The organism is Streptomyces sp. NPDC014623 (assembly GCF_043088245.1).
Taxonomy (GTDB): Bacteria; Actinomycetota; Actinomycetes; order Streptomycetales; family Streptomycetaceae; genus Streptomyces.
In genome coordinates this window covers 120,901-144,452 of sequence record NZ_JBIBZU010000002.1, presented here as the reverse complement: position 1 = coordinate 144,452, position 23,552 = coordinate 120,901, and the positions used below count along the sequence as shown (strand labels likewise).

Here is a 23,552-nt window from a genome sequence, read left to right as displayed (position 1 = left end):
GGGGGAGGGTGGAAACAGTCAGGGCACCTCGAAGAAGAGGCACTACGTCGGTGAGGGATGACGTGAGCGAGAGCGACAACTCTGTAGTACTGCGGTACGGCGATGACGAGTACACCTACCCGGTGATCGACAGCACCGTCGGCGACAAGGGCTTCGATATCGGGAAGCTCCGGGCCAATACGGGCCTGGTCACGCTGGACAGCGGATACGGCAACACAGCCGCGTACAAATCCGCCATCACCTATCTCGACGGCGAGCAGGGCATCCTGCGGTACCGCGGCTACCCGATCGAGCAGCTCGCCGAGAGCTCGACGTTCCTCGAGGTCGCCTACACGCTGATCAACGGTGACCTTCCCAAGGCCGACGAGCTGTCGGCCTTCAAGAACGAGATCACCCAGCACACGCTGCTGCACGAGGACGTCAAGCGCTTCTTCGACGGCTTCCCGCGCGACGCCCACCCGATGGCCATGCTGTCCTCGGTCGTCAGCGCGCTGTCCACCTTCTACCAGGACAGCCACAACCCGTTCGACGAGGAGCAGCGCCACCTCTCGACGATCCGGCTGATGGCCAAGCTCCCGACGATCGCGGCGTACGCGTACAAGAAGTCGATCGGCCACCCGTTCGTCTACCCGCGTAACGACCTCGGTTACGTCGAGAACTTCCTGCGCATGACCTTCTCCGTCCCGGCCCAGGAGTACGTGCCGGACCCGGTCGTGGTATCGGCGCTCGAGAAGCTGCTCATCCTGCACGCGGACCACGAGCAGAACTGCTCGACCTCCACCGTGCGTCTGGTCGGCTCCTCGCAGGCGAACATGTTCGCCTCGATCTCCGCCGGCATCTCGGCCCTGTGGGGCCCTCTGCACGGTGGCGCCAACCAGTCGGTGCTGGAGATGCTCGAGGGCATCCAGGCCAACGGCGGAGACGTCGACTCCTTCATCCAGAAGGTGAAGAACAAGGAGGACGGCGTCCGCCTGATGGGCTTCGGCCACCGGGTGTACAAGTCCTTCGACCCGCGCGCCAAGATCATCAAGGCCGCCGCCCACGACGTGCTGTCGTCGCTCGGCAAGTCCGACGAGCTGCTCGACATCGCGCTCAAGCTGGAGGAGCACGCGCTCTCCGACGAGTACTTCGTCTCGCGCAACCTCTACCCCAACGTGGACTTCTACACGGGTCTGATCTACCGCGCCATGGGCTTCCCGACGGAGATGTTCACCGTGCTGTTCGCGCTCGGCCGGCTTCCCGGCTGGATCGCCCAGTGGCACGAGATGATCAAGGAGCCGGGATCGCGCATCGGCCGCCCGCGCCAGATCTACACCGGTGAGGTCCTGCGCGACTTCGTCCCGGTCGAGGGCCGCTGACGCTCTCAGGACCGCTCGCACCCCGGCCGTTCGCGGCCGGGTGGTCCTTCGCCCCGCATACCGCGCCCGCACCGGTCGGAGCGCGGTGTGCGGGGCGTTCCGGTTTTCCGGACGCGCCCACCCGCGGCGGCGGTGAACGTCCGCCTGCGGCGCACGCGAGAAACGCCCCGCCGTCGATCCCCCCACGGGTCGACGGACAGGGCGTTTCCCATATCCCGGAGCGGATTCCCCCCACGGGATCCGGCCGGGCGTCCGAAGGGAGCCTGAACTCCCGTTGTTCTTCAGGTGGTGCGTATTCAGTTCGGTCCTGCTGTGCGACTGCCGGGGTACGTACGCACGGGAGGGCCGCTCAAAGCTCCCCGGTGCACGTCCCCCGGCCAACACGAGCCAGGAGCGTCCCCCAAGACACTCCATCGGACGTCCCCCAAGACATCCTTGGCATCGCACTCTTAGACTCACCAACTCATCAGATGGTTACCCTCAAATCGGTGTGATCTAAGTCTCTTTGTAGAAGTTATGTGAAGGAGCGCAGCCTCAGGCTGTTCGTCACGACGAAGACCGACGAGAACGCCATGGCCGCACCCGCGACCATGGGGCTGAGCAGCCCGAACGCGGCGAGGGGCAGGGCGGCCACGTTGTAGCCGAACGCCCAGAAGAGATTGCTCCTGATGGTGGACAGGGTACGCCTCGACAGGCGGATGGCGGCAGGGGCCACCTTGAGATCTCCACGAACCAGGGTGAGGTCGCCCGCCTCGATCGCCGCGTCCGTCCCCGTCCCCATCGACAGGCCCAGATCGGCCACCGCGAGCGCCGCGGCGTCGTTGGCCCCGTCGCCGATCATGGCCACGGACCGGCCCTCGGCCTGGAGGCGCCGCACGACCTCGGCCTTGTCCTCCGGCAGGACCTCCGCGTGCACCTCGTCGATCCCGACCGTGCGGGCGACCGCGTCCGCCGCGGCCCGGTTGTCACCGGTCAGCAGGATCGGGTCGAGCCCCAGCGCACGGAGCTCCGCGACGGCCTCCGCGCTGCTCTCCTTCACCGTGTCGGCCACCTCCAGCACGCCCCGGGCCAGGCCGTCCCACGCCACGACGACGGTCGTGCGGCCACGGTCCGCCGCGCCGGTCAGAGCGTCCGCCAGGGAGGGCGGGAGGGCGATCCGGGCCTCGGTGAGGAGCTGCGGCCGGCCGGCCAGTACGCGGTGGCCCTCGACCGTGCCGCGTACCCCGAGGCCGGGGACCTCGGTGAAGTCCACCGGGGTGGGGAGCGCCGCACCCGTGCGGGCTGCGGCTCCGGCGGCCACCGCGCGGGCCACCGGGTGCCCGGAGGCGTGCTCGAGGGCCCCCGCGAGGCGGAGCACGTCGGCCTCGGCCGTGCCGGGCGCGGTGTGGACGCGCCCGAGAGTCATGCGACCGGTGGTGACCGTGCCGGTCTTGTCGAGGACGACCGTGTCGATCCTCCGGACGGTCTCCAGGACCTCGGGGCCCTTGATGAGGATGCCGAGCTGGGCACCGCGGCCGGTGCCGGCCATGAGGGCCGTGGGCGTGGCGAGGCCCAGCGCGCAGGGGCAGGCGATGATCAGCACGGACACCGCGGCGGTGAACGAGCCCGTGACGTCGTCGGTGACGAGGAGCTGGACGACCAGCGTGGCCAGGGCGATCAGCAGCACCACGGGGACGAAGACCGCGGAGATCCGGTCCGCGAGGCGCTGGACGGCGGCCTTGCCGCTCTGCGCGTCCTCGACGAGCTGTGACATCCGCGCCAGTTGGGTGTCGGCGCCGACGCGGGTGGCCTCGACGACCAGCCGCCCGGACACGTTGAGGGTGGCACCGGTGACGGAGTCGCCCGGGACGGTGTCCACCGGAAGGGACTCCCCGGTGAGCATGGAGGTGTCGACGGCCGAGGTGCCCTCGACGACGGTGCCGTCGGTGGCGATCTTCTCGCCGGGCCGCACGACGAAGCGGTCGCCGACGACGAGCCGGCCGACGGGGACGCGCACCTCGGTGGCCCCGTGGCCCGGTTCCGCTCCCGCGCGGACGACTGTGACGTCCTTCGCGCCGAGACGGAGCAGCGCACGCAGGGCGGCGCCCGCCTTCCGCTTGGCCCGCGCCTCCAGGTACCGGCCCAGCAGGATGAAGCCGATGACCCCGGCCGCCACCTCCAGGTAGATGGTGGAGGAGGGATCGGACCCCGAGGCGGTGGCATCGAAGCCGTGCCGCATCTCCGGCATGCCCGCGTCTCCGAGGAACAGGGCCCACAGCGACCAGCAGAAGGCCGCGAGCGTACCGATCGACACCAGGGTGTCCATCGTCGCGGCGCCGTGCCGCAGATTCGCCCAGGCGGCGCGGTGGAAGGGCAGCCCGCCCCAGGCGACCACGGGGGCGGCGAGGGTGAGGGAGAGCCACTGCCAGTGGTCGAACTGCAGGGAGGGGACCATGGCCATCAGGACGACCGGCACGGCGAGCACCGCCGAGACCCGCAGCCGCTGCCGGAGCGCGGCGAGGGCTTCATCGGCCTCACGGCCGGCGGGGACGGGCTCCGCGCCGGGGCCTTCGGCCGTAGGCCCGGCCTCGACGCGGTGGGCGTCGAGGGGATCAAGGGTGTCGAGCTCGCCGTCCCGGTCCGCCGAGAGGGCTCGGGCGGGGAGCTCGCCCCCGGGCGCCGGCGGGTGCGCCGGGGGAGCGGGGCGGGTGGCGGGCCGAGCTGTGTAGCCGGTCCTCACGACGGTGGCGACGAGATCGTCGAGCGTGGTCCCGGCGCCGTAGGACACGCGGGCCTTCTCGGTCGCGTAGTTGACGGTGGCGGTGACTCCGTCCATGCGGTTGAGCTTCTTCTCGACGCGGGCCGCGCACGAGGCGCAGGTCATCCCGCCGATCGTGAGCTCGGCGTCGGAGGCCTCCGCCGCCGGGGCCTCGGCTGCCGTGGTGCTGGCCATGTGTGCGGACTCCTGGGTCGGACGTCGAGCGGTCGGGCCGTTCCCCACCAGTATCTGCTTCCCCTGGTGACGGAACGGGCCCGACGGAAGGTGCCGGACGGCGCGGGGCCCGCCGGTGGCGGGCGGTGCGCGCCGTCGTGGTGCGTCCGGCTTCAGGCGCGGCCCACGAGCTCGTAACCCGCCTCGTCGACGGCGGCGCGTACGGCGTCCTCGCTCAGCGGCGCGGTGGAGACGACGGTGACGCGGCCGCTCGAGGCCTCCGCCTTCACCGAGGTGACACCCTCGATTCCGGAGATCTCCTCGGACACCGCCCCTTCGCAGTGGCCACAGGTCATGCCCTTCACCTCGTAGACGGTGGTGACGCCTGCCCGGGCGCCGGCCGCCCCGTCGTCGCAGGAACCGGTGGACGAGCAGCAGGAGCCGGCGGTCCGGGGCGTGTCGGTCTCGGCGGTCATGACGTTCTCCTCTTCGCAGGTGCATGGAATGTGAGAGATGTGGCAGATGTGGCACGAGAGGGCGCCGGGAAGCCCGGTGTGCCTGCCCGTACGGACAACTATACCCCTAGGGGGTATAAATCGTCTCGTCGCCTCCGCGTCGGGTGCGTCCTGTCGGCCGGGGCGTAGATTCGCCGGGCCGGGAAGTCGACGGCCGGGGCCGGGACCATGGGAGGCGGGGCGGATGCGGGCAGTGGTGTTCGAGGAGTTCGGGCGGGAGGCCCGTGTCCGGGACCTCCCGGACCCCACCCCCCCGGCCGGGGGAGCCGTGGTCCGGGTCGAGGCCACGGGGCTGTGCCGGAGCGACTGGCACGGCTGGATGGGCCACGACCCCGGCATCGTCCTCCCGCACGTCCCCGGGCACGAACTGGCCGGAGTGGTCGAGGCGGTGGGCCCCGGCGTGCGCGACTGGCACCCCGGCGACCGGGTCACCGTTCCCTTCGTCTGCGCCTGCGGCCGGTGTTCCGCCTGTGCGGCCGGTGCCCAGCAGGTCTGTGAGCGGCAGACCCAGCCGGGCTTCACCCACTGGGGGTCCTTCGCCGAGTACGTGGCGCTGGAGCAGGCCGACGTCAATCTGGTCGCGGTGCCCGAAGGGCTCTCGTCCGCCACGGCGGCCGGACTCGGGTGCCGGTTCGCCACGGCGTTCCGGGCCGTGGCGGGGCAGGGGCGGGTGGCGCCGGGGGAGTGGGTGGCCGTGCACGGATGCGGCGGGGCCGGGCTGTCGGCCGTGATGATCGCGGTGGCGTGCGGAGCCAGGGTCGTCGCGGTCGACGTCTCACGGCGGGCCCTGGAGCTGGCGCGGGCCTTCGGGGCGACCGCGTGTGTGGACGCCTCCGCGCACCCCGCCGGCGCGGACGGGGCCGTGCGTGAACTGACCGGCGGCGGGGCGCATCTGTCGCTCGACGCGCTGGGCTCCCCGGTCACCTGCGCCGCGTCGGTGCGCAGCCTGCGCCGGCAGGGCCGGCACGTCCAGGTCGGGCTCCTGCCGTCGGCGGCCGGTGACCCCGTCGTCCCCATGGCGCGGGTGATCGAGCTGGAGCTGGAGATCCTCGGCAGTCACGGCATGGCCGCCCACGACTACCCGCCGATGATGGAGATGGTCCGGGCCGGCGCCCTGCGCCCGGACCTGCTGGTGACCTCCACCCTCACCCTGGACGCCGCCCCGGCCGCCCTCGCCGCGATGGGCGCCGCGCCCGGAGCGGGCGTCACGATCATCGAACCGGGAACCTGAAGGGCCCGAGCCGTCCGGGACCCGGCGTCCCGAAGGCCGCGGGCCCCGGACTCAGGAGGACGGCCGCGCGGGCCCGCAGGTGCGGAGGAACTCGCGGGTGCGGCGTGCGATCGGCAGCGGCTTCTCGGGCGGGCAGGGGTACATGTCCTGCTCGACGATGGCGAACAGATCGGTGCCCAGGGCGCGCGCCGCATCCAGTACGGGCTCCAGGGCGGGCACTCCGCCGGGCGGCTCGCACATCACGCCACGTGCCACGGCCGGACCGAACGGCACCTCGTCCGCCACGACATCGGCCAGCACCGCCGGGTCCACCTGTTTGAGGTGCAGATAGCCGATCCGCTCGCCGTAGGTCCGGATGAGTTCCACGCTGTCCCCGCCGCAGTACGCGTAATGGCCGGTGTCGAGGCAGAGGGAGACCAGGTCGGGATCGGTGGCGTCGAGGAAGCGGTTGACGTTCTCCTCGCCGTCGATGTGCGTGTCGGCGTGCGGGTGCACCACGATCCGCAGCCCGTAGCGGTCCCGCACCTCACGTGCCAGGCGCTCCGTCTGGGTGGTGAGGTCACGCCACTGGGCGGGGGTGAGCGTGCGGTCCTCCAGGACCTCTCCCGTCCTGTCGTCCCGCCAGAACGACGGGATGACCACCAGATGCCCGGCACCCATCGCCCGGGTGAGTGCCGCGATGTCCGCGACATGCTCCCAGGTCCGCTCCCAGACCGCCGGGCCGTGGTGCAATCCGGTGAAGACCGTGCCCGCGGAGACGGCCAGGTTCCGGCGGGCGGTCTCGTCCGCCAGCCGGGCGGGCTCGGTCGGCAGATAGCCGTACGGCCCGAGCTCGATCCACTCGTAGCCGGCCTCGCAGACCTCGTCGAGGAACCGCTCCCAGGGCACCTGCCGCGGATCGTCGGGGAACCAGACGCCCCACGAATCGGGTGCCGAGCCGATGCGGATGCGGGCCGAAGAGTGTACGGAGGAGGTCATATCGCCCACCCTCCAGTCCTCCTGGGGGAGTGTCAAGAGTTCGTCCGAATGTCCGGACAAAGTGTTGACAGGGCGCGGGGCGAGGGCTAGATCTGGGAGCGGCCGTCCGGCCGTGGCCGACTCCCGGGACGGAGTGCCGGGCCGGAGCACCGGGTCGAAGGGATACGTATGCCTGAGCCGTACGACGTGATCACCATGGGACGGATCGGGGTGGACATCTACCCGCTGCAGACCGGTGTACCGCTGGCCCGGGCCGAGACCTTCGGGAAGTTCCTCGGCGGCTCGCCGTCCAACGTGGCGGTGGCCGCGGCCCGGCTGGGGCGGCGTACGGCCCTGATCACCCGGACCGGCCGGGACCCCTTCGGCGACTACCTCCACCAGGCACTGGAGGAGTTCGGGGTGGACGACCGGTGGGTGAGCGCCGTGCCGGAGTATCCGACCCCCGTCACCTTCTGCGAGATCTTCCCGCCGGACCACTTCCCGCTCTACTTCTACCGGCAGCCCAAGGCGCCGGACCTGGAGATCCACAGCGGGGAACTCGACCTGGACGCGGTGCGGGCCGCCCGGGTCTTCTGGATGACCGGCACCGGCCTGTGCGCCGAACCCAGCCGCACCGCGACCCTCGCCGCGCTCCGGGCCCGCAGCCCGGCACCGGACGCGTCCGGCCCTCCGCGCGTCACCGTCTTCGACCTCGACTGGCGCCCCATGTTCTGGGGCGAAGGGGCCGCCGGAGAGAACGCCGGCGCCGAGACCGCCCGCACCCACTACCGCGAGGCACTCACCCACGCCACGGTCGCCGTCGGCAACATCGACGAGTGCGAGATCGCCACCGGAGAACGCGAACCGCACGCGGCCGCCCGCGCCCTCCTCGGATCCGGGCCCGAACTCGCCGTCGTCAAACAGGGGCCGGCGGGTGTCCTCGCCGTCCACCGCGACGGCACCACCGCCGAGATCCCGTCCCTGCCCGTCGACGTCGTCAACGGACTGGGCGCCGGGGACGCCTTCGGCGGCGCCCTCTGCCACGGCCTGCTGGCCGGCTGGGACACGGAACACGTCATGCGCTACGCCAACGCGGCCGGGGCCATCGTCGCCTCCCGCCTCGCCTGTTCGTCCGCGATGCCGTTCCCGCACGAGGTGGAACAGGCCCTCGCCGACGGCTTCATCGGGGCCCCGGCGGGGACCGCCCCGTGACCCCGCCCGCCGCCGCAGGCGTCACCGATCTCGTCCGGCTCCGCGCCCACCGCCCCGAAGCCGTCGCCGAGGCCGCCGCCGCCCGCCGCAGACGGCCCCTCGTCGGACCCACCGGCCGGCTGATGATCGTCGCGGCGGATCACCCGGCCCGCGGCGCCCTCGCCGTCGGTGACGACGACCTGGCCATGGCCGACCGCTTCGACCTGCTCGAACGCCTCTGCCTCGCTCTCGCCCGCCCGGGCGTCGACGGGGTGCTGGCGGGCGCCGACGTCCTGGAGGACCTGCTGCTCCTCGGCGCCCTCGAAAGCAAGGTCGTCCTCGGTTCGATGAACCGCGGCGGCCTCGCGGGAGCCGCCTTCGAGCTCGACGACCGCTTCACCGGTCACCGCCCCGCCGACCTCGCCCGCCACGGCTACGACGCGGGCAAACTCCTGCTGAGGATCGACCACGACGACCCGGGGTCCCTGGACACCCTGCACACCGCCGCACGGACCGTGGACGAGATGGCCGCCCTCCGGCTGCCGGTCTTCATCGAGCCGTTCCTCTGCCACCGCACCCGTGACGGGCTCCGCACCGATCTGGGCGCCACCGCCGTCACCACCTCCATCGCCATCGCCTCGGGCCTGGGCGGGACGTCCGCGTACACCTGGCTCAAGGTCCCCGTCACCGACGACCCCGACGACATGGACCGGGTGATGAGGGCCTCGACCCTCCCCGCCGTCCTGCTCGGCGGCGAGGTGACGGGAGATCCGGACAAGGTGTACGAGAGGTGGCGCGGCGCGCTGCGGCTGCCGACCGTCCAGGGGCTGGTGGTCGGACGTTCGCTGCTCTACCCAGCCGACGGGGACGTGACGGGCGCGGTCGACACGGCCGTGGGGCTGCTGTGAGCGAGTGACGCCGGGTCTTCTGTGAACGGGCGGGACGACGGGTAGGGATGAAGCATGACGACGACCGACGAGCAGCAGAGGCACCACCTCCGGGCCGGTCACGCGGCGCGTGGCCCCTACGCCCTCGACATCGGCCCGGAGCGGGCCGGGTGGGAGCGGTCGAGCCTGCGCGTCCTGGAGCTCGAACCGGGCGGTGTCCATACCCTGGCGACCGGGGAGAGCGAATGGATCATCCTGCCGCTGTCCGGTGGCTGTACGGTGCGGGTGACAGGTGAGATCTTTGAACTGCTGGGCAGGGAAAGCGTGTTCGGCGCTGTCACCGACTTCGCCTATGTCCCACGTGACGCCCGAGCCCAGATCTCCTCCGGCGCAGGAGGCCGCTTCGCCCTGGCAGGAGCGAAGTGCGAGCGACGACTCCCCGCTCGCTACGGCCCCGCGCCGGAGGTACCGGTCGAGCTCCGCGGCGCCGGCGCCTGCTCGCGCCAGGTGAACAACTTCGCCGCCGCCGACACGTTCGACTGCGACCGGCTCATCGCCGTCGAGGTTCTGACTCCCGGCGGCAACTGGTCCTCGTACCCGCCGCACAAGCACGACGAGCACCACCCCGGTACCGAGTCCGTGCTCGAGGAGATCTACTACTTCGAGGTCGAGGGCGACGGCCTCGGCTACCACCGGGTGTCACCGTCCCGGCCCGGGGGCACCGACGTGCTCGCCGAGGTCGCCACCGGTGACGCCGTCCTCGTCCCCGACGGCTGGCACGGCCCGTCCGTCGCCCCGCCCGGCCGCACCCTGTACTACCTGAACGTGATGGCCGGCCCGGGCGAACAGCGTGAATGGCTGATCCGCGACCATCCGGACCACCGCTGGATCCGCGACACCTGGCCCACGCAGCCCGTCGACCCACGACTGCCGCTCCACGGTGCGGAGGCCGCCCGGTGACCACACCACGCGACACGCCCCGCACCGGCCGGGGGCCCACCCGCAGGCTCACCACCGCCCAGGCCCTCATCGCCTTCCTCGCCCGCCAGTACACCGAGCGCGACGGCCGGCGCCACCGCCTGATCAACGCCACCTGGGGCATCTTCGGCCACGGAAACGTCGCGGGCATCGGACAGGCACTCGTCGAGGCCGGCCCCGCGATGCCCTATCTCCAGGGCCGCAGCGAACAGGCCATGGTGCACGCCGCCGTCGGCTACGCCCGCCAGTCGGGGCGGCTCTCCGCCCACGCCGTCACCACCTCCATCGGCCCCGGCGCCACCAACCTCGTCACCGGTGCCGCGCTCGCCACCGTCAACCACCTGCCCGTGCTGCTCCTGCCCGGCGACACCTTCGCCACCCGCCCCGCCGATCCCGTGCTCCAGCAGCTCGAAGTGCCGCACACGGGCGACGTGTCGGTCAACGACTGCCTGCGCCCCGTCTCCCGCTACTTCGACCGGATCACCCGCCCCGAGGCACTGATCCCGGCCGCCCTCCAGGCCATGCGCACCCTCGCCGACCCGGCGGACACGGGCGCCGTCACGCTCGCACTGCCGCAGGACGTGCAGGCCGAGGCGTACGACTGGCCGGCGGAGTTCTTCACGACACGCGTCTGGAACGTCCGCAGGCCGGCCCCCGATCCGTACGAGCTGGAACAAGCCGTCCGTGCCGTGCGCGCCGCACGCCGCCCCCTGATCGTCGCGGGCGGCGGAGTCCACCACAGCGCCGCGGAGGAGGCCCTCGCCGCGTTCGCCGCCGCGACCCGTGTCCCCGTCGCCTCGACCCAGGCCGGCAAGGGCTCCCTGCGCCACGACCACCCCGCCGATGTGGGCGGCATCGGCCACACCGGCACCGCCACGGCGGACGCACTCGCCCGCGAAGCCGACCTGGTGATCGGCATCGGCACCCGCTACACCGACTTCACGACCGCCTCCGGCACCCTCTTCGCCGGCCCGGCCGTCCGCTTCCTCAACCTCAACATCACCGGCTTCGACGCGCACAAGCTCGCCGCCCTCCCCCTCGTCGCGGACGCCCGCACCGCGATCGAAGCGCTCGGCGAGGCACTCGGCGCACGCGGGCACCGCGTCGACCCCGCCTACGAGAGCGCGTACACCGCCGCCAAGGACCGCTGGGAACAGCGCGTCGGCGCTGCCTTCGCCACCGGCGACCCGGACGCCCGGCCCACCCAGGCCCAGGTCCTCGGCCTGCTGGACGAACTGGTCACCGAGGACGACATCCTGATCAACGCGGCGGGTTCCCTCCCCGGCGACCTCCACAAACTGTGGCGGACCCGCTCCCCGCGCCAGTACCACGTCGAATACGGCTACTCCTGCATGGGGTACGAGATCCCCGCCGCCCTCGGTGTCCAGCTCGCGGCACCGGACCGGCCCGTCTGGGCCCTGGTCGGCGACGGCACGTATCTGATGAACCCCACCGAGATCGTCACCGCCGTGCAGGAGGGACTGCCCGTCAAGCTCGTCATCCTGCAGAACCACGGCTACGCGTCCATCGGCGGCCTCTCCGGGTCCGTCGGCGCCGAACGCTTCGGCACCGCCTACCGGCACCGCACCCCGGAGGGCGCGTTCACCGGCGCCCCGCTGCCCGTGGACCTCGCCGCCAACGCCGCCTCGCTGGGCATGGACGTGCTGCGCGCCGGGTCGGTGGGGGAGCTGCGCCGGGCCCTCGCCGAGGCGCGCGGCGCGAACCGTCCCACTTGTGTCTACGTCGAGACCGAAACGGCAGACACAGTGTCGGGGGTCCCGCCGGCACAGGCGTGGTGGGATGTTCCGGTAGCCGAAACCGCGACCCGCCCGTCGGCGGTCGAGGCCAGGAAAGAGTACGACCGGCAGATCGCAGCCCGACGCCGCCACCTGTGAAGGAGCACGCTCATGAAGACCGTCAACCACTGGATCGGTGGCAAGGCCGTCGAGGGCACGTCGGGCAACTACGGTCCGGTCACCGACCCGGCGACCGGTGCCGTCACGACCCAGGTGGCGCTCGCCTCCGCCGAGGAGGTCGACGCCGCGGTCTCCGCCGCGAAGACGGCGTACGAGACCTGGGGCACCTCCTCGCTCTCCGCCCGCACCGCCGTCCTCTTCCGCTACCGGGCCCTCCTGGACTCCCACCGCGACGAGATCGCCGCGCTGATCACCGCCGAGCACGGCAAGGTGCACTCCGACGCGCTGGGTGAGGTCGCGCGCGGGCTGGAGATCGTCGAGCTGGCCTGCGGCATCACCACCCAGCTCAAGGGCGAGCTCTCCACCCAGGTCTCCAGCCGGGTGGACGTCTCCTCGATCCGGCAGCCGCTCGGCGTCGTCGCGGGCATCACGCCGTTCAACTTCCCGGCGATGGTGCCGATGTGGATGTTCCCGCTGGCCATCGCCTGTGGCAACACCTTCGTCCTGAAGCCCAGCGAGAAGGACCCGTCGGCCGCCAACCTGCTGGCCGAGCTGGCCTCGGAGGCAGGGCTGCCCGACGGCGTGCTGAACGTCCTGCACGGGGACAAGGCCGCCGTGGACGGGCTCCTCGCCCACCCCGACGTCGCCGCCGTCTCCTTCGTCGGTTCCACGCCCATCGCCCGGTACGTCCACGCCACCGCCTCCGCCAACGGCAAGCGCGTCCAGGCTCTCGGCGGCGCGAAGAACCACATGCTCGTCCTCCCCGACGCCGACCTGGACGCCGCGGCCGACGCCGCCGTCTCGGCCGCCTACGGCTCCGCCGGTGAGCGCTGCATGGCCGTCTCCGCGGTCGTCGCGGTGAGTTCCGTCGCGGACGAGCTGGTCGCGAAGATCCGTGAGCGCGCCGAGAAGATCAAGATCGGCCCCGGCACGGACCCCGCCTCCGAGATGGGCCCGCTGATCACCGCCGCCCACCGCGACAAGGTCGCCTCCTACGTCACCGGGGCCGCCGCCCAGGGCGCCGATGTCGTCCTCGACGGCACCGGCCACACGGTCGAGGGCTTCGAGGACGGCCACTGGATCGGCCTGTCCCTCCTGGACAACGTGTCCACGGACTCCGACGCCTACCGCGACGAGATCTTCGGCCCGGTCCTGTGCGTCCTGCGCGTCGAGACGTACGAGGACGGCGTCGCCCTGATGAACGCCTCGCCCTTCGGCAACGGCACCGCGATCTTCACCCGTGACGGCGGTGCGGCCCGCCGCTTCCAGCTGGAGATCGAGGCCGGCATGGTCGGCGTCAACGTTCCGATCCCGGTGCCGGTGGGCTACCACTCCTTCGGCGGCTGGAAGGACTCCCTCTTCGGCGACCACCACATCTACGGCAACGACGGCGTGCACTTCTACACCCGCGGCAAGGTCGTCACCACCCGCTGGCCCGACCCGGCCGACGCCCCGGCGGGCGTGGACCTCGGATTCCCGCGCAATCATTGATAATCCCTGACACGGCGGACGCGGGCGCTCGCCGAGTGGAAGACTGACCGCATGGAGACGGCGTCGCAGCTTCCGTTCGGCGAGATCCTGAGAGACCGGCTCGGCCCACCCTCACACCCGTCCGTCCTGGAGAGCAGCCCCCGTTCGCACGTCTGGCGTATCGAGCTGTCCGGGCGCCCGGCGGTGCTGAAGCAGCTGGTGGCGGGCCCCGGGGCCGACGAGCGGTACGAGCGTGAGGTCGCCGCCCTGCGCATCGCCGGCCGGGCGCCCGGCACCCCGGTCGTGCCCGCGCTCCTCGGCACCGACCCGGCCGAGCGGGTCCTGGTCCTCGAACACCTCGACCACCGGCGGCCGTCCGCCGACTGGATCGTCGACTACGCGACCACCCTCGCGCGGCTGCACGCCACCGCCGGTCCCGGCGACGCGGAAGCTCTGCCCCGCTGGCAGGGTCCGACCGGTGCCGACGTCACGTCGTTCCTCACTCTGGCCGAAACCCTCGGTGCCGTCGTGCCGTCAGGCGTACGGGGCGAACTCCGCGCCCTCGTGGAGCGCCTCGGCAGGGCGGAAGGGACCGCACTCCTCCACGGGGACCCGTGCCCCGGCAACGACCTGCACACCCCGGACGGGGTCAGGTTCATCGACTTCGAGCAGGCTTCCCTGGGCAGCGGCCTGATGGAACTCGCCTATCTCCGCATCGGGTTCCCGACCTGCTGGTGCGTCACGAGGGCGGCCGGCCCCCTGCTGGAGCGGGCCGAGACCGCCTACCGCACGGCCTGGCACACCGAGACCGGCACCCCGCTCCCGGACACCGGCCTCGCCGACGCCTGCGCGGGCTGGCTGATCCGCGGGGACGCCCTGGTCCAGCGCGCTCACCGCGGCACCACCGACCACCTGGCCCGCGTCCCGGACGAGGACTGGGCCTGGGGCACGGCCACCGCCCGCCAACGCCTCGCCCACCGGCTCGGGGTGGTCGCCGGCATGGCCACGGAGGACGAGGACCTGCGGCATCTCGGGGCTCTCGCGGCGGACTTGCGGCGCGCCGTCCTGGACCGCTGGCCGACGCTGCGGCCGGTGCCGGAGAAGCGTCCGGAGTAGTCACTGGAAGCTCAGGCGGTGCGGGTGGCCGGGATCGGCCGGGCAGGTGTGCACGCGCATCAGGCCACGGCCGAGGTGGACGTCAGTCGGGTCGGGCGCGTGCGGGTCGTGGCCGGAGTCCCGGTCCTCGGCCGGCAGCCAGCTGCGTGAGGCCCCGTCGCACTCCCACATGTCCACGGTGAGCAGGGGCGGCATCGCTGCCCCGCACACCCCGCAGTCGACCGGAGCGGGGTCGGTCAGATGCCAGGACGCAAAGCCGCCGGCCTTCCGGCCAGGCGCGATCGACAGATCGCTCATGTAGGTGATCTCGCCCGGTTCGGCAGCATGGGCTGCGGCCATCGCCGCCGAGTACTCCTCATGCGTCGCGTAGCTCGCTGACGAGGACGGTTCGTCCTCGTCTTCCTCCTCCTCGTCGAGGAGCCCTTCCTCCCACGCGTCGATCTCCTCCTGGAGCGCCTCGTCCAAAGTCCGGCTACAGCAACGGGCAGGGCGGCGACTGCGTGGAAGTCGCTGACGGATTCCCCGGCGGGCTGCCCGTCCGTGACAGCAAAGTGCCCGACGGCCCGACGCTCGTATTCGGGGGCCGTGCGTGGTCCGCGTTCATCGGGGGCATCGGTGCGGGGCCTAGCGAAAACCAGGTGCTGTGATGTGGCGAGGTCCCGCATCCTGGGCGTATGAACGACCGCACCGGCCCGCCCCGTTACGAGATCCGCGCGCAGCACACCGACTCCACCGTCACCGTGTACCAGGCCTACCGGCCTGCCATCGGCCTGCCCGCCGCCCGTGACGGGCGCTTCCCGCCTGTCTGGAAGCGCGACCGCATGACCTGGATCAAGCCGAGCTTCCTGTGGATGATGTACCGCTGCGGCTGGGGCACCAAGGAGGGCCAGGAGACCGTGCTCGCCGTCGACATCACCCGTGACGGCTTCGTCTGGGCGCTGGAGAATGCCGAACTCTCGCACTACGTACGCGGGGTGCACGAGGACCAGGACGCGTGGAAGCGGGCGCTGCGGTCCGCCCCCGCGCGCGTCCAGTGGGATCCCGAGCGCGATCTGGGCCTGAACCCGCTCCCGTACCGCTCTCTCCAACTCGGGCTCTCCGGGGAGGCCGCCCGGCGGTACGCCGACGAGTGGACCGTGTCCATCCGCGATGTCACACCCCTGGCCCGTGAGGTGCACGCGGCCGTCCGGGCGGGGGAGCGGGAGAAGGCCGCCGCCCTGGTGCCCGTGGAGACCCCGCTCGATCTCAGCGCTCCTCGGCCGGTTCCCTCGGCCTCCCGGATGTGACCATGACTTTAGGCAGTGCCGGGCGGGCCCCGGATTCCGTACCGTCGGGCCGGTGAACCTGAACCTGAATCCGCGCCGGACCATGAACGGGGCGCGTGCGGGGGCTGTCCTGGTGCTTGCGGCCGTGGCCGTGTTCGGCGGGCTGAGCCTGGTGAACACATGGTGCGCCGTGCCGGCCGTGGTCGCCGCGTTCCTGGCGGGGCGGGGGCCCGGACGTCCCGGGGTGGTGCTCTACTCGTTGGCCGCCGTGCTCGCCGCCGGTGTGGTGGCCACCTGGCTCGTGCCGTCCCTGCTCGCGCTCGGTACCCGGTTCGTCTCGGTGATGGTGCTGGGTGTCCTGCTGCCCTGGCTCGCGGGGCGGTTCTGGCGGCAGTACCAGGAGCTGGTCAGGGCCGGCTGGGAGCGAGCCGAACGCCTGGAGCGGGAGCGGCAGCTGGTCGGCGAGCAGGCCCGGCTGGCGGAGCGGGCCCGTATCGCACAGGACATGCACGACGTGCTCGGCCACGACCTCAGCCTGATCGCCCTGTCGGCGGGCGCTCTCCAGCTCGCGCCCGGGCTCGGCGAGCAGCAGCGGCGGGCCGCCAAGGACATCAGGGCGCGGGCGGCCACGGCGGTCGAGCGCCTGGGCGAAGTGGTCGGCGTGCTGAGTGACCACGCGGAACCGCCCCCGCTGCGGCCGCACGGGAGGGAGCTGACCGACCTGGTCGGCGATGCCGCCGAGTCCGGGCTGAGGGTCGAACTGCGGGTGGACGGGGAGGCGGACGGGCTTCCTCCCCACGGGCTTCCTCCCGTCGTCGCACGGGCCGTGCACCGGGTCGTGCAGGAGGCACTGACCAATGTGGCCAGGCACGCGCCCCGCGCGGCGGCGACCGTCCGGGTCAGGCACACGGAGACCGAGACCGAGGTGGCCGTCGTCAACGGCGCCGCGACCACCCCGGCCGGACGGCCACCAGGCCGGGGTGGTCGCGGGCTCATCGGGCTCGACGAGCGGGTCCGGCTCGCCGGCGGCACCTTCGAGCACGGTCCCCGGGGCGACGGCGGCTTCGCCGTGTCCGCCCGGTTGCCGCACCACCCTCCGGCCCGGCTGCCGGGCCCTCCCGCACCGGCCGGGGCCGACCGGCCCGAGGACGAGGGCGCGGCTCCGGCCCAGTTCCGCACGGCACGGCGGCGCGCCCGTCGCACTCTGGTCACCGCGCTCCTGGCCCCCCTGGGCGTGGGCGTGGTCCTGAGTGCCGTGGTGACGGGGTGGGACATCGTGTCAGCGGCACGGTCGACCCTCGATCCGGGTGACTACGCCCGCCTCCGGGTGGGGCAGGATCGTGCGGAGGTGCAGCGGGTGCTGCCGGACCGGCAGTCGGTCCACCGGCCCTCCGGTGGCGAGCGGCCCGAGGGACGAGGAGAGACGTGCGAGTACTACGCGATGACGGCCGACCGCTTCGACAGCCGGTCCGGGGACGCCTACCGGCTCTGCTTCCGCGACGACACGCTGGTCTCGCTCGACGCCCTGACCGGGTGAGCGCGCGATGACCAGGGTGCTGATCGCCGACGACGAGCCGATGATCCGGGCCGGTGTCCGGGCCGTGCTCTCCACCGACCCGGACATCGAGATCGTCGCCGAGGCCGGTGACGGACACGAGGCGGTGGAGCTCGTGCGGCTCCACCGCCCCGACGTGGCCGTGCTCGACGTACGGATGCCGAGGACCGACGGCATCGACGCCGCGGCGGAGATCAGCCGGACCGTTCCCGGCACCGGCATCATCATGCTGACGACTTTCGGTGAGGACGACTACATCCTCCGGGCGCTCGGCTGCGGGGCCGCCGGCTTCCTGATCAAGTCGGGTGAGCCGGAGGAACTCCTCGCGGGCGTACGGGCGGTGGCCGGCGGCGCCGCCTGTCTGTCACCGAAGGTCGCCGCGCGCGTGGTCGCGCACCTCGCGTCCGGCGGAGCCGGGGACCGGGCCGGGCGCCGGGCCGCCGCCCGGGAGAAGGTCGCCGGGCTGACCCCCAGGGAACGCGAGGTGCTGTCGTTCCTCGGCAGCGGACTGTCCAACGGGCAGATCGCCCGGCGGCTCCACGTGGTGGAGGGGACCGTCAAGGCGCATGTCAGCTCCGTCCTGTCGCGTCTGGGGGTGGAGAACCGCGCCGCCGCCGCCGTCATGGCCCATGAGGCGGGTGTCGTGCCCGCGCACACGACGGAGAACGGCTGACGCACGCCGCTCCACCGGCTGTTGCGCCACGATCACGAGCGCGGCCACCACGGCCGCGCCCAACAGTGCTCCCGCCAGTACGTCGTGCGGGTAGTGGACCCCGGTCAGGACACGCAGCAGCGCCGCCGCCACGGCCAGCGGCACGGTCACGGCGGCCAGACGAGGCCGCCGGATCGTAAGCCCCGTCGCCAGTGCGGCGGCCAGCGTGGCGTGGTTGCTGGGGAACGACCAGTCGCCTGCCTCCGGGCACGCGGCCACCGCCTCGGCCCCGTCCACGGCCCGGCAGGGGCGTTCCTCGTCGGCCACCAGCTTCAGCGCCTCACTGAGGGCGTACGCCACTACGGTCCCGACGCCGGTCAGGACCGTTCCGGCAGCCAGGCGCGCGTCCCTGCGGCGGACGGCCGTCCACCCGAGCAGGAGCAGCAACAGGCCCAGGGCGATCAGGGTGAGCTCGGTGACCGGTTCCAGGAGATGAGCGAGGCGGTCGGGCGCGTCCGCGACCGCCGCCGTCAGCCACCGGTACGCGGACACGGAGACACCTTGGGTCACCTCGGTGGGCTCGGCCCGGCCGAGCCCACCCGGTGACAGGAGCGCGACGGCGCCGCCGGCCGACGCAAGAAGGGCTGCCGCGCGGAGCAGTCGGGCGGCCCGGGGATGTGGGTTCGTCATGCCGCCGAACGTACGAGCGGCAGCGGGCCCGGCACCCGGGCCGAACGGCAGGGCCCGTATGCGACGTTCGTCAGGGGTGGGTGCGCGTACTCATGCGGGGCCGGGAGCGTCCGTACCGCCGAACTCCCAGGTCAGCATGGTGAACACTCCGTCGTCCGACGCCCCCGCCGAGCGGTAGGTGGCGAGCGCCGCCTCGTTGACGCGCTCCACGCCGACCCACATGCCGTAGGAGCCCGCTCCCGGGCCTCCGCCGCCAGGGCTTCCGCCAGCGCCCGGCCGATGCCGCGGCGGCGGTACGGCTCGTCGACGGAGAGTTCGTACAGGCACATCTCCGTGTCCTTGTCCGGGTGCGGCATCTCGATGCCCGAGACGAAGCCGGCGGGGGCGCCGTCCACGTACGCGATCAGCATCAGATGCCCCCGCCGGCAGGAAGCGGGCCGCCCACCCGGGGCGGGGCGGGCCGTGGTAGAGATGCGCCGTGGCGAGGAGCTCCGCGAGGGTGGTGGCGGGGCGGATGTTCACGCATGGGCCTTTTGCGAGGTCGGCGTACCGCATGTGGAGTACGGCGGGCCGCGCCGTACCTCTCAGGGAGGCCTGGGAACTCCCCCTGGCGACATCCTGCGGCACCGCACGGTCCGTTTAGGGTCGAGTCGTGACCCCACCCACGCGTAAACGCGCGGGCTTCCTGTGTCGGTGGCTGAGCCGCCGCGCAGAGGACCAGCCCGGCCCTGTTGAGGACGTTCGTCGCGCCGACGTGGTCCGCGTTCGCCGCGAACCGGCACGCCGTGCACCGGAACCTTTCCCGGGTGACGCGGTTCTCCTTCGCCACGTGCCCGCACCCGGGGCACGTGCGGGAGGTGTTGCGCGCGTCCACCGGAACCGTGAGGCGGCCGGCACTCTCAGCCTTGTCCGCCAGGATTCCGAGGAACTGCGCCCAGCCCGCGTCGAGGATGCTGCGGTTGAGGCCGGCCCCTTCCTGGCCACAGTCACGCGATCACCATACAAGCGCCGCATGTCTAGTGCGGCAGAAAGGCCGACCCAGGTGAACAGCGCAGACTCGTACACCCAGTTGAGGTCAGAGCAGGGCTCAGAAGCCATTCCCCGCCCCGCTGGTGCGGGGCGTCCCCTGGCCAGGTACTGATGGATAAACCGACTTCCCGGTGGCGGAACCGGCTGCCCCGTACCCCAGGCCGGTGGGCCGCGGTGGCCGCCGCCCTCGCCGTGCTCGTGGGGGCCGGTACCTGGACCGCCACCGCCGACGACAATGCCCCGCCCGTGCACCGGCAGGACCGGATGATGAAGATGAACGGGGTGTCGGTCGACACCTCGTACTTCACGTCCGGAGGCACACAGCGCCGCCCGGCCGTCCTCATCGGGCACGGCTTCGGCGGCAGCAAGGACGACGTGCGCGCCCAGGCCGAGGAACTGGCCGCCGACGGGTACGCCGTCATGACGTGGTCCGCCCGCGGCTTCGGGAGGACGAGCGGGGAGATCACGCTCAACGCCCCCGACGCCGAGGTCAAGGACGTGTCCGGCCTCATCGACTGGCTGGCGGCCCGGCCCGAGGTCGAGCTCGACGCGAAGGGCGACCCGCGCGTCGGTGTCACCGGCGCCTCGTACGGCGGCGCGGTGTCGCTGCTCGCCGCCGGCCACGACGAGCGGGTCGACGCCGTCGCACCGGTGATCAGCTACTGGAACCTCGCCGACGCGCTCTTCCCGGACGGGGTGTTCAAGAAGCTCTGGGCCGGGGTCTTCGTTTCTTCCGGCGGCGGCTGCGAGAAGTTCGAGAAACAGCTGTGCGAGATGTACGAGCGGGTCGCCGTCAGCGGCAAGCCGGACGCGGCCGCGCGCGAACTCCTGACGGAACGTTCCCCCGAGGCCGTGGCCGACCGGATCGACGTACCCGCGCTCATCCTCCAGGGACAGAGCGACTCGCTCTTCCCGCTCGGCCAGGCCGACGCCATGGCCGAGGCCGTCAAGGCCAACGGTGCGCCCGTGTCCGTCGACTGGATCTCGGGCGGGCACGACGGAGGGGACGACGAGGGTGACCGTGTCCGGAGCCGGACCGGTGCCTGGTTCGACCGGTACCTGAAGGAGGAGAAGGGCGCCGACACCGGGCCGGGCTTCCGTGTGACCCGGACCGGTGGGGTCGACTCCACCGACGGCGCCGCCCTGAAGCGCGGCGCGAGCAGTGACACGTACCCCGGGCTGACCAGCGGCGGACGGAAGATCACCCTGGCGGGAGCGCGTGGCGGCGGACCGGAGCAGCCCGCCGCCGGCGGTGCGCGGAACGACCCCGCCGGGGGCCTCACCCAGACCTTCCGCAACCCCGCCGGGGCCGGCCCGCCCTCCGTGTCCGCCCTCCCCGGCATCGGGGGCGGGCTCTCCCAGCTGTCCTCGCTCGGTGTCGGACTCTCCCTCGACTTCCCCGGGCAGTACGCGCGCTTCGAGTCCGCCCCGCTGGACAGCGCCGTACACGTCACCGGATCGCCCACGGTCCGTGTGAACGTCAAGGCGGACCAGGGGGACGCGGTGCTCTTCGGGAAGGTCTACGACGTCTCGCCGGACGGCAGGCAGCAGGTACTGCCCTCCCAGCTCGTCTCCCCCTACCGGATCACCCCCGACGAGCAGGGCAAGCCGGTCGAGCTGACGCTGCCCGCCGTCGACCACGAGGTCGACGCGGGGCACCGCCTCCGTCTCGTCCTCTCCGCCACCGACCTCGCCTACGCCTCGCCCGCCGAGCCCGCGACGTACACCGTCTCCCTCGACGGGCCGCTGACCGTCCCCACCGCACCCGCGGTGAAGACGGCGGCGGCCTCCCTGCCCTGGTGGACCTGGGGGCTCCCGGCGGCAGCGCTCGTCATCGCCGCCGTCCTCCTGCTCACGGCACGCAGGCGCACCGCCACCCCTGCCCCCGACCCGGCGCTGACCGGTGTACCGCTGCAGATCACCGGGCTGTCCAAGAAGTACGCCAAGTCCGCCGACCGGTACGCCGTGCGCGATCTCGGCTTCCGCGTCGAGAAGGGGCAGGTCCTCGGCCTCCTCGGGCCGAACGGTGCGGGCAAGACCACCACCCTGCGCATGCTGATGGGGCTCATCACCCCCGACGCCGGTGAGATCCGGGTCTTCGGGCACGCGATCCGCCCCGGCGCGCCCGTGCTGTCCCGTGTGGGGTCCTTCGTCGAGGGCGCGGGTTTCCTCCCGCACCTGTCGGGCCGCTCCAACCTGGAGCTGTACTGGCAGGCCACCGGGCGGCCCGCCGAGGACGCACACATCGACGAGGCCCTGGAGATCGCCGGCCTCGGCGACGCCCTGGCCCGCGCCGTGCGCACGTACTCCCAGGGCATGCGGCAGCGTCTCGCCATCGCCCAGGCGATGCTCGGCATGCCGGACCTCCTCATCCTCGACGAACCGACGAACGGTCTGGACCCGCCCCAGATCCGTGAGATGCGGGACGTGATGATCCGGTACGCGGCCGGGGGCCGGACCGTGATCGTCTCCAGCCACCTCCTCTCCGAGGTCGAACAGTCCTGCACCCACCTCGTGGTCATGGACCGGGGCCGGCTCGTCCAGACCGGCCCGGTCGCCGAGATCACCGGATCCGGCGACATGCTCCTCGTCACCACGGGCGCCGAGGTGGCCGAACCGCTCGTGGACAAGGTCGCCGCCTTCCCGGGCATCGGCTCCGCCGTCCGCCTGGACGACGGTCACGGCCTGCTGGTCCGTCTCGACGGCGCCACGGCCTCGCAGCTGGTCTCCGAACTCGTGCGGCTCGACGTGCCGGTGACGGGTGTCGGGCCGCACCGCCGCCTGGAGGACGCGTTCCTCACCCTCATCTCCCAAGGATCCGCATGAGTTCCGCAACAGAGATCCAGGCACTCGCCGAAGCCCCCGGCTACCACGCCCGCCGCACCCTGCCGCTGCGCGTGGAGGCGACGAGGCAGCTGCGCAGGCGCCGCACCCTGCTCATGGGCGGGGTGCTGGCGGCCCTGCCGTTCGTCCTGATCATCGCCTTCGCGGTCGGCGGCACCCCGGGCGGCGGCGAGGGAGGCGGCGGCGGAGGCGGCTCGCGGATCAACCTCATGGACGTGGCGACCGAGTCCGCGGCGAACTTCGCGGCGACCTGCCTCTTCGTCTCCGCCGGCTTCCTGCTGGTGGTGCCGGTCGCCCTGTTCTGCGGGGACACGGTCGCCTCCGAAGCGAGCTGGTCCTCGCTGCGCTACCTGCTCGCGGCGCCCGTTCCCCGGTCCAGGCTGCTGTGGAGCAAGCTCGTCGTGGCGCTCGGCTTCAGCCTGGCGGCGATGGTGCTGCTGCCGCTCGTCGCGCTGGGCGCGGGAGCCGTCGCGTACGGGTGGGGGCCGCTGAAGCTGCCCACCGGGGGCGCGCTGAGCACCGCGGACACCGTGCCGCGCCTGGCGCTCGTCGTCGCCTTCGTCTTCGTCTCCCAGCTCGTCACCGCCGGGCTGGCGTTCTGGCTGTCGACGAGGACGGACGCGCCGCTGGGCGCAGTGGGCGGCGCGGTCGGGCTGACCATCGTCGGCAATGTCCTGGACGCGGTCACCGCTCTCGGGACCTGGCGTGAATTCCTGCCCGCGCACTGGCAGTTCGCCTGGGCCGACGCACTCCAGCCCGATCTGGTGTGGGGCGGGATGCTGAAGGGCGCGGCCGTATCGGTGACCTACGCCCTGATTCTTTTCGCTCTCGCCTTCCGGGGGTTCAGCCGTAAGGACATCGTGTCCTGACCCTGGTGTTCCGCCACCCACCGCCCGCCGTTGCACCATCGAGACGGTTCCGCAACGCTTCTGACGACTCCGCACGGCCCCCTCACACGTCACATTCACGAATGTCTACGACGTGGGG

At 72.4% G+C, this 23,552-nt stretch carries 18 protein-coding genes and 3 pseudogenes; 14 read left to right on the top strand and 7 right to left on the bottom strand.

Going from position 1 to position 23,552, the window contains the following annotated elements; translation table 11 throughout:
- The first annotated feature begins 62 nt into the window (after window positions 1-62).
- Entirely contained in the window at window positions 63-1,358 is a 1,296-nt protein-coding gene (locus ACF1FZ_RS04675; protein ID WP_391771911.1) for a citrate synthase, read from the top strand.
- Window positions 1,359-1,872: 514 nt separating this feature from the next.
- Here ACF1FZ_RS04675 and ACF1FZ_RS04670 read toward each other — a convergent pair.
- Both ACF1FZ_RS04670 and ACF1FZ_RS04665 read right to left on the bottom strand, forming a co-directional pair.
- Complete coding sequence (locus ACF1FZ_RS04670) at window positions 1,873-4,290, bottom strand: heavy metal translocating P-type ATPase (protein WP_391771910.1); 2,418 nt, start codon at window positions 4,288-4,290, stop codon at window positions 1,873-1,875.
- A gap of 152 nt (window positions 4,291-4,442) precedes the next feature.
- On the bottom strand, window positions 4,443-4,745 hold the full coding sequence (locus ACF1FZ_RS04665; protein ID WP_391771909.1) for a heavy-metal-associated domain-containing protein: 303 nt from the start codon (window positions 4,743-4,745) through the stop codon (window positions 4,443-4,445).
- Between the two features lie 223 nt (window positions 4,746-4,968).
- Between ACF1FZ_RS04665 and ACF1FZ_RS04660 the strand changes: the two genes are divergently transcribed.
- Window positions 4,969-6,015, top strand: coding sequence for a zinc-dependent alcohol dehydrogenase family protein (locus tag ACF1FZ_RS04660; protein ID WP_391771908.1), 1,047 nt, complete (start codon window positions 4,969-4,971; stop codon window positions 6,013-6,015).
- Window positions 6,016-6,066: 51 nt separating this feature from the next.
- Here ACF1FZ_RS04660 and ACF1FZ_RS04655 read toward each other — a convergent pair whose 3' ends face one another.
- A complete protein-coding gene (locus ACF1FZ_RS04655; RefSeq protein WP_391771907.1) occupies window positions 6,067-6,993 on the bottom strand; it encodes a sugar phosphate isomerase/epimerase family protein in 927 nt (308 codons plus the stop codon).
- 168 nt (window positions 6,994-7,161) lie between these two features.
- Between ACF1FZ_RS04655 and iolC the strand changes: the two genes are divergently transcribed.
- The 6 genes from iolC to ACF1FZ_RS04625 are packed head-to-tail and all read left to right on the top strand — an operon-like array spanning window position 7,162 to window position 14,530.
- Window positions 7,162-8,184 carry a 5-dehydro-2-deoxygluconokinase gene (gene iolC, locus ACF1FZ_RS04650; RefSeq protein WP_391771906.1) on the top strand — a complete coding sequence of 341 codons (1,023 nt, stop codon included), beginning with the start codon at window positions 7,162-7,164 and terminating at the stop codon, window positions 8,182-8,184.
- A complete protein-coding gene (locus ACF1FZ_RS04645; RefSeq protein WP_391771905.1) occupies window positions 8,181-9,071 on the top strand; it encodes a deoxyribose-phosphate aldolase in 891 nt (296 codons plus the stop codon). The genes iolC and ACF1FZ_RS04645 overlap by 4 nt, the downstream gene beginning before the upstream one ends.
- A gap of 54 nt (window positions 9,072-9,125) precedes the next feature.
- Window positions 9,126-10,010: a 5-deoxy-glucuronate isomerase gene (iolB, locus tag ACF1FZ_RS04640; RefSeq protein WP_391771904.1), complete on the top strand. Its 885-nt coding sequence runs from the start codon at window positions 9,126-9,128 to the stop codon at window positions 10,008-10,010.
- Window positions 10,007-11,923 carry a 3D-(3,5/4)-trihydroxycyclohexane-1,2-dione acylhydrolase (decyclizing) gene (iolD, locus tag ACF1FZ_RS04635; protein WP_391771903.1) on the top strand — a complete coding sequence of 639 codons (1,917 nt, stop codon included), beginning with the start codon at window positions 10,007-10,009 and terminating at the stop codon, window positions 11,921-11,923. Before iolB ends, iolD begins: the two co-directional genes overlap by 4 nt.
- A gap of 12 nt (window positions 11,924-11,935) precedes the next feature.
- Entirely contained in the window at window positions 11,936-13,435 is a 1,500-nt protein-coding gene (locus ACF1FZ_RS04630; protein ID WP_391771902.1) for a CoA-acylating methylmalonate-semialdehyde dehydrogenase, read from the top strand.
- 51 nt (window positions 13,436-13,486) lie between these two features.
- Window positions 13,487-14,530, top strand: a complete 1,044-nt coding sequence (locus ACF1FZ_RS04625; RefSeq protein ID WP_391771901.1) for a phosphotransferase family protein — start codon at window positions 13,487-13,489, stop codon at window positions 14,528-14,530.
- On the opposite strand, the gene ACF1FZ_RS04620 is transcribed toward ACF1FZ_RS04625, so the two are convergent.
- The gene (locus ACF1FZ_RS04620; protein ID WP_391771900.1) at window positions 14,531-14,995 is read right to left on the bottom strand and encodes a hypothetical protein; all 465 of its coding nucleotides are present in this window, start codon (window positions 14,993-14,995) and stop codon (window positions 14,531-14,533) included.
- 35 nt (window positions 14,996-15,030) lie between these two features.
- On the opposite strand from ACF1FZ_RS04620, the gene ACF1FZ_RS04615 reads away from it, so the two are divergent.
- From ACF1FZ_RS04615 to ACF1FZ_RS04600, 4 genes are read left to right on the top strand one after another with little or no spacing between them, the layout of a single operon-like run.
- On the top strand, window positions 15,031-15,177 hold the full coding sequence (locus ACF1FZ_RS04615; protein WP_391771899.1) for a DUF397 domain-containing protein: 147 nt from the start codon (window positions 15,031-15,033) through the stop codon (window positions 15,175-15,177).
- Between the two features lie 27 nt (window positions 15,178-15,204).
- Window positions 15,205-15,816: a DUF4291 domain-containing protein gene (locus ACF1FZ_RS04610; protein WP_391771898.1), complete on the top strand. Its 612-nt coding sequence runs from the start codon at window positions 15,205-15,207 to the stop codon at window positions 15,814-15,816.
- A 52-nt stretch (window positions 15,817-15,868) separates the two neighbouring features.
- Window positions 15,869-17,332 (top strand): sensor histidine kinase, encoded by a 1,464-nt coding sequence (locus tag ACF1FZ_RS04605; protein WP_391771897.1) that lies wholly within the window; start codon window positions 15,869-15,871, stop codon window positions 17,330-17,332.
- A gap of 7 nt (window positions 17,333-17,339) precedes the next feature.
- Entirely contained in the window at window positions 17,340-18,023 is a 684-nt protein-coding gene (locus tag ACF1FZ_RS04600; RefSeq protein WP_391771896.1) for a response regulator, read from the top strand.
- Between the two features lie 81 nt (window positions 18,024-18,104).
- Here the strand turns inward: ACF1FZ_RS04600 and ACF1FZ_RS04595 are convergent.
- The 3 pseudogenes from ACF1FZ_RS04595 to ACF1FZ_RS04585 all read right to left on the bottom strand — a co-directional run.
- Window positions 18,105-18,692: pseudogene (locus ACF1FZ_RS04595) on the bottom strand (phosphatase PAP2 family protein); the annotation flags it as partial.
- 90 nt (window positions 18,693-18,782) lie between these two features.
- Window positions 18,783-19,214, bottom strand: a pseudogene (locus tag ACF1FZ_RS04590) (GNAT family N-acetyltransferase).
- Between the two features lie 178 nt (window positions 19,215-19,392).
- Window positions 19,393-19,662, bottom strand: a pseudogene (locus ACF1FZ_RS04585) (zinc ribbon domain-containing protein); the annotation flags it as partial.
- 170 nt (window positions 19,663-19,832) lie between these two features.
- Between ACF1FZ_RS04585 and ACF1FZ_RS04580 the strand changes: the two are divergent.
- The gene (locus tag ACF1FZ_RS04580) at window positions 19,833-22,547 is read left to right on the top strand and encodes an alpha/beta fold hydrolase (protein WP_391771895.1); all 2,715 of its coding nucleotides are present in this window, start codon (window positions 19,833-19,835) and stop codon (window positions 22,545-22,547) included.
- On the top strand, window positions 22,544-23,434 hold the full coding sequence (locus ACF1FZ_RS04575) for an ABC transporter permease (protein WP_391771894.1): 891 nt from the start codon (window positions 22,544-22,546) through the stop codon (window positions 23,432-23,434). The genes ACF1FZ_RS04580 and ACF1FZ_RS04575 overlap by 4 nt, the downstream gene beginning before the upstream one ends.
- Window positions 23,435-23,552 lie beyond the last annotated feature (118 nt).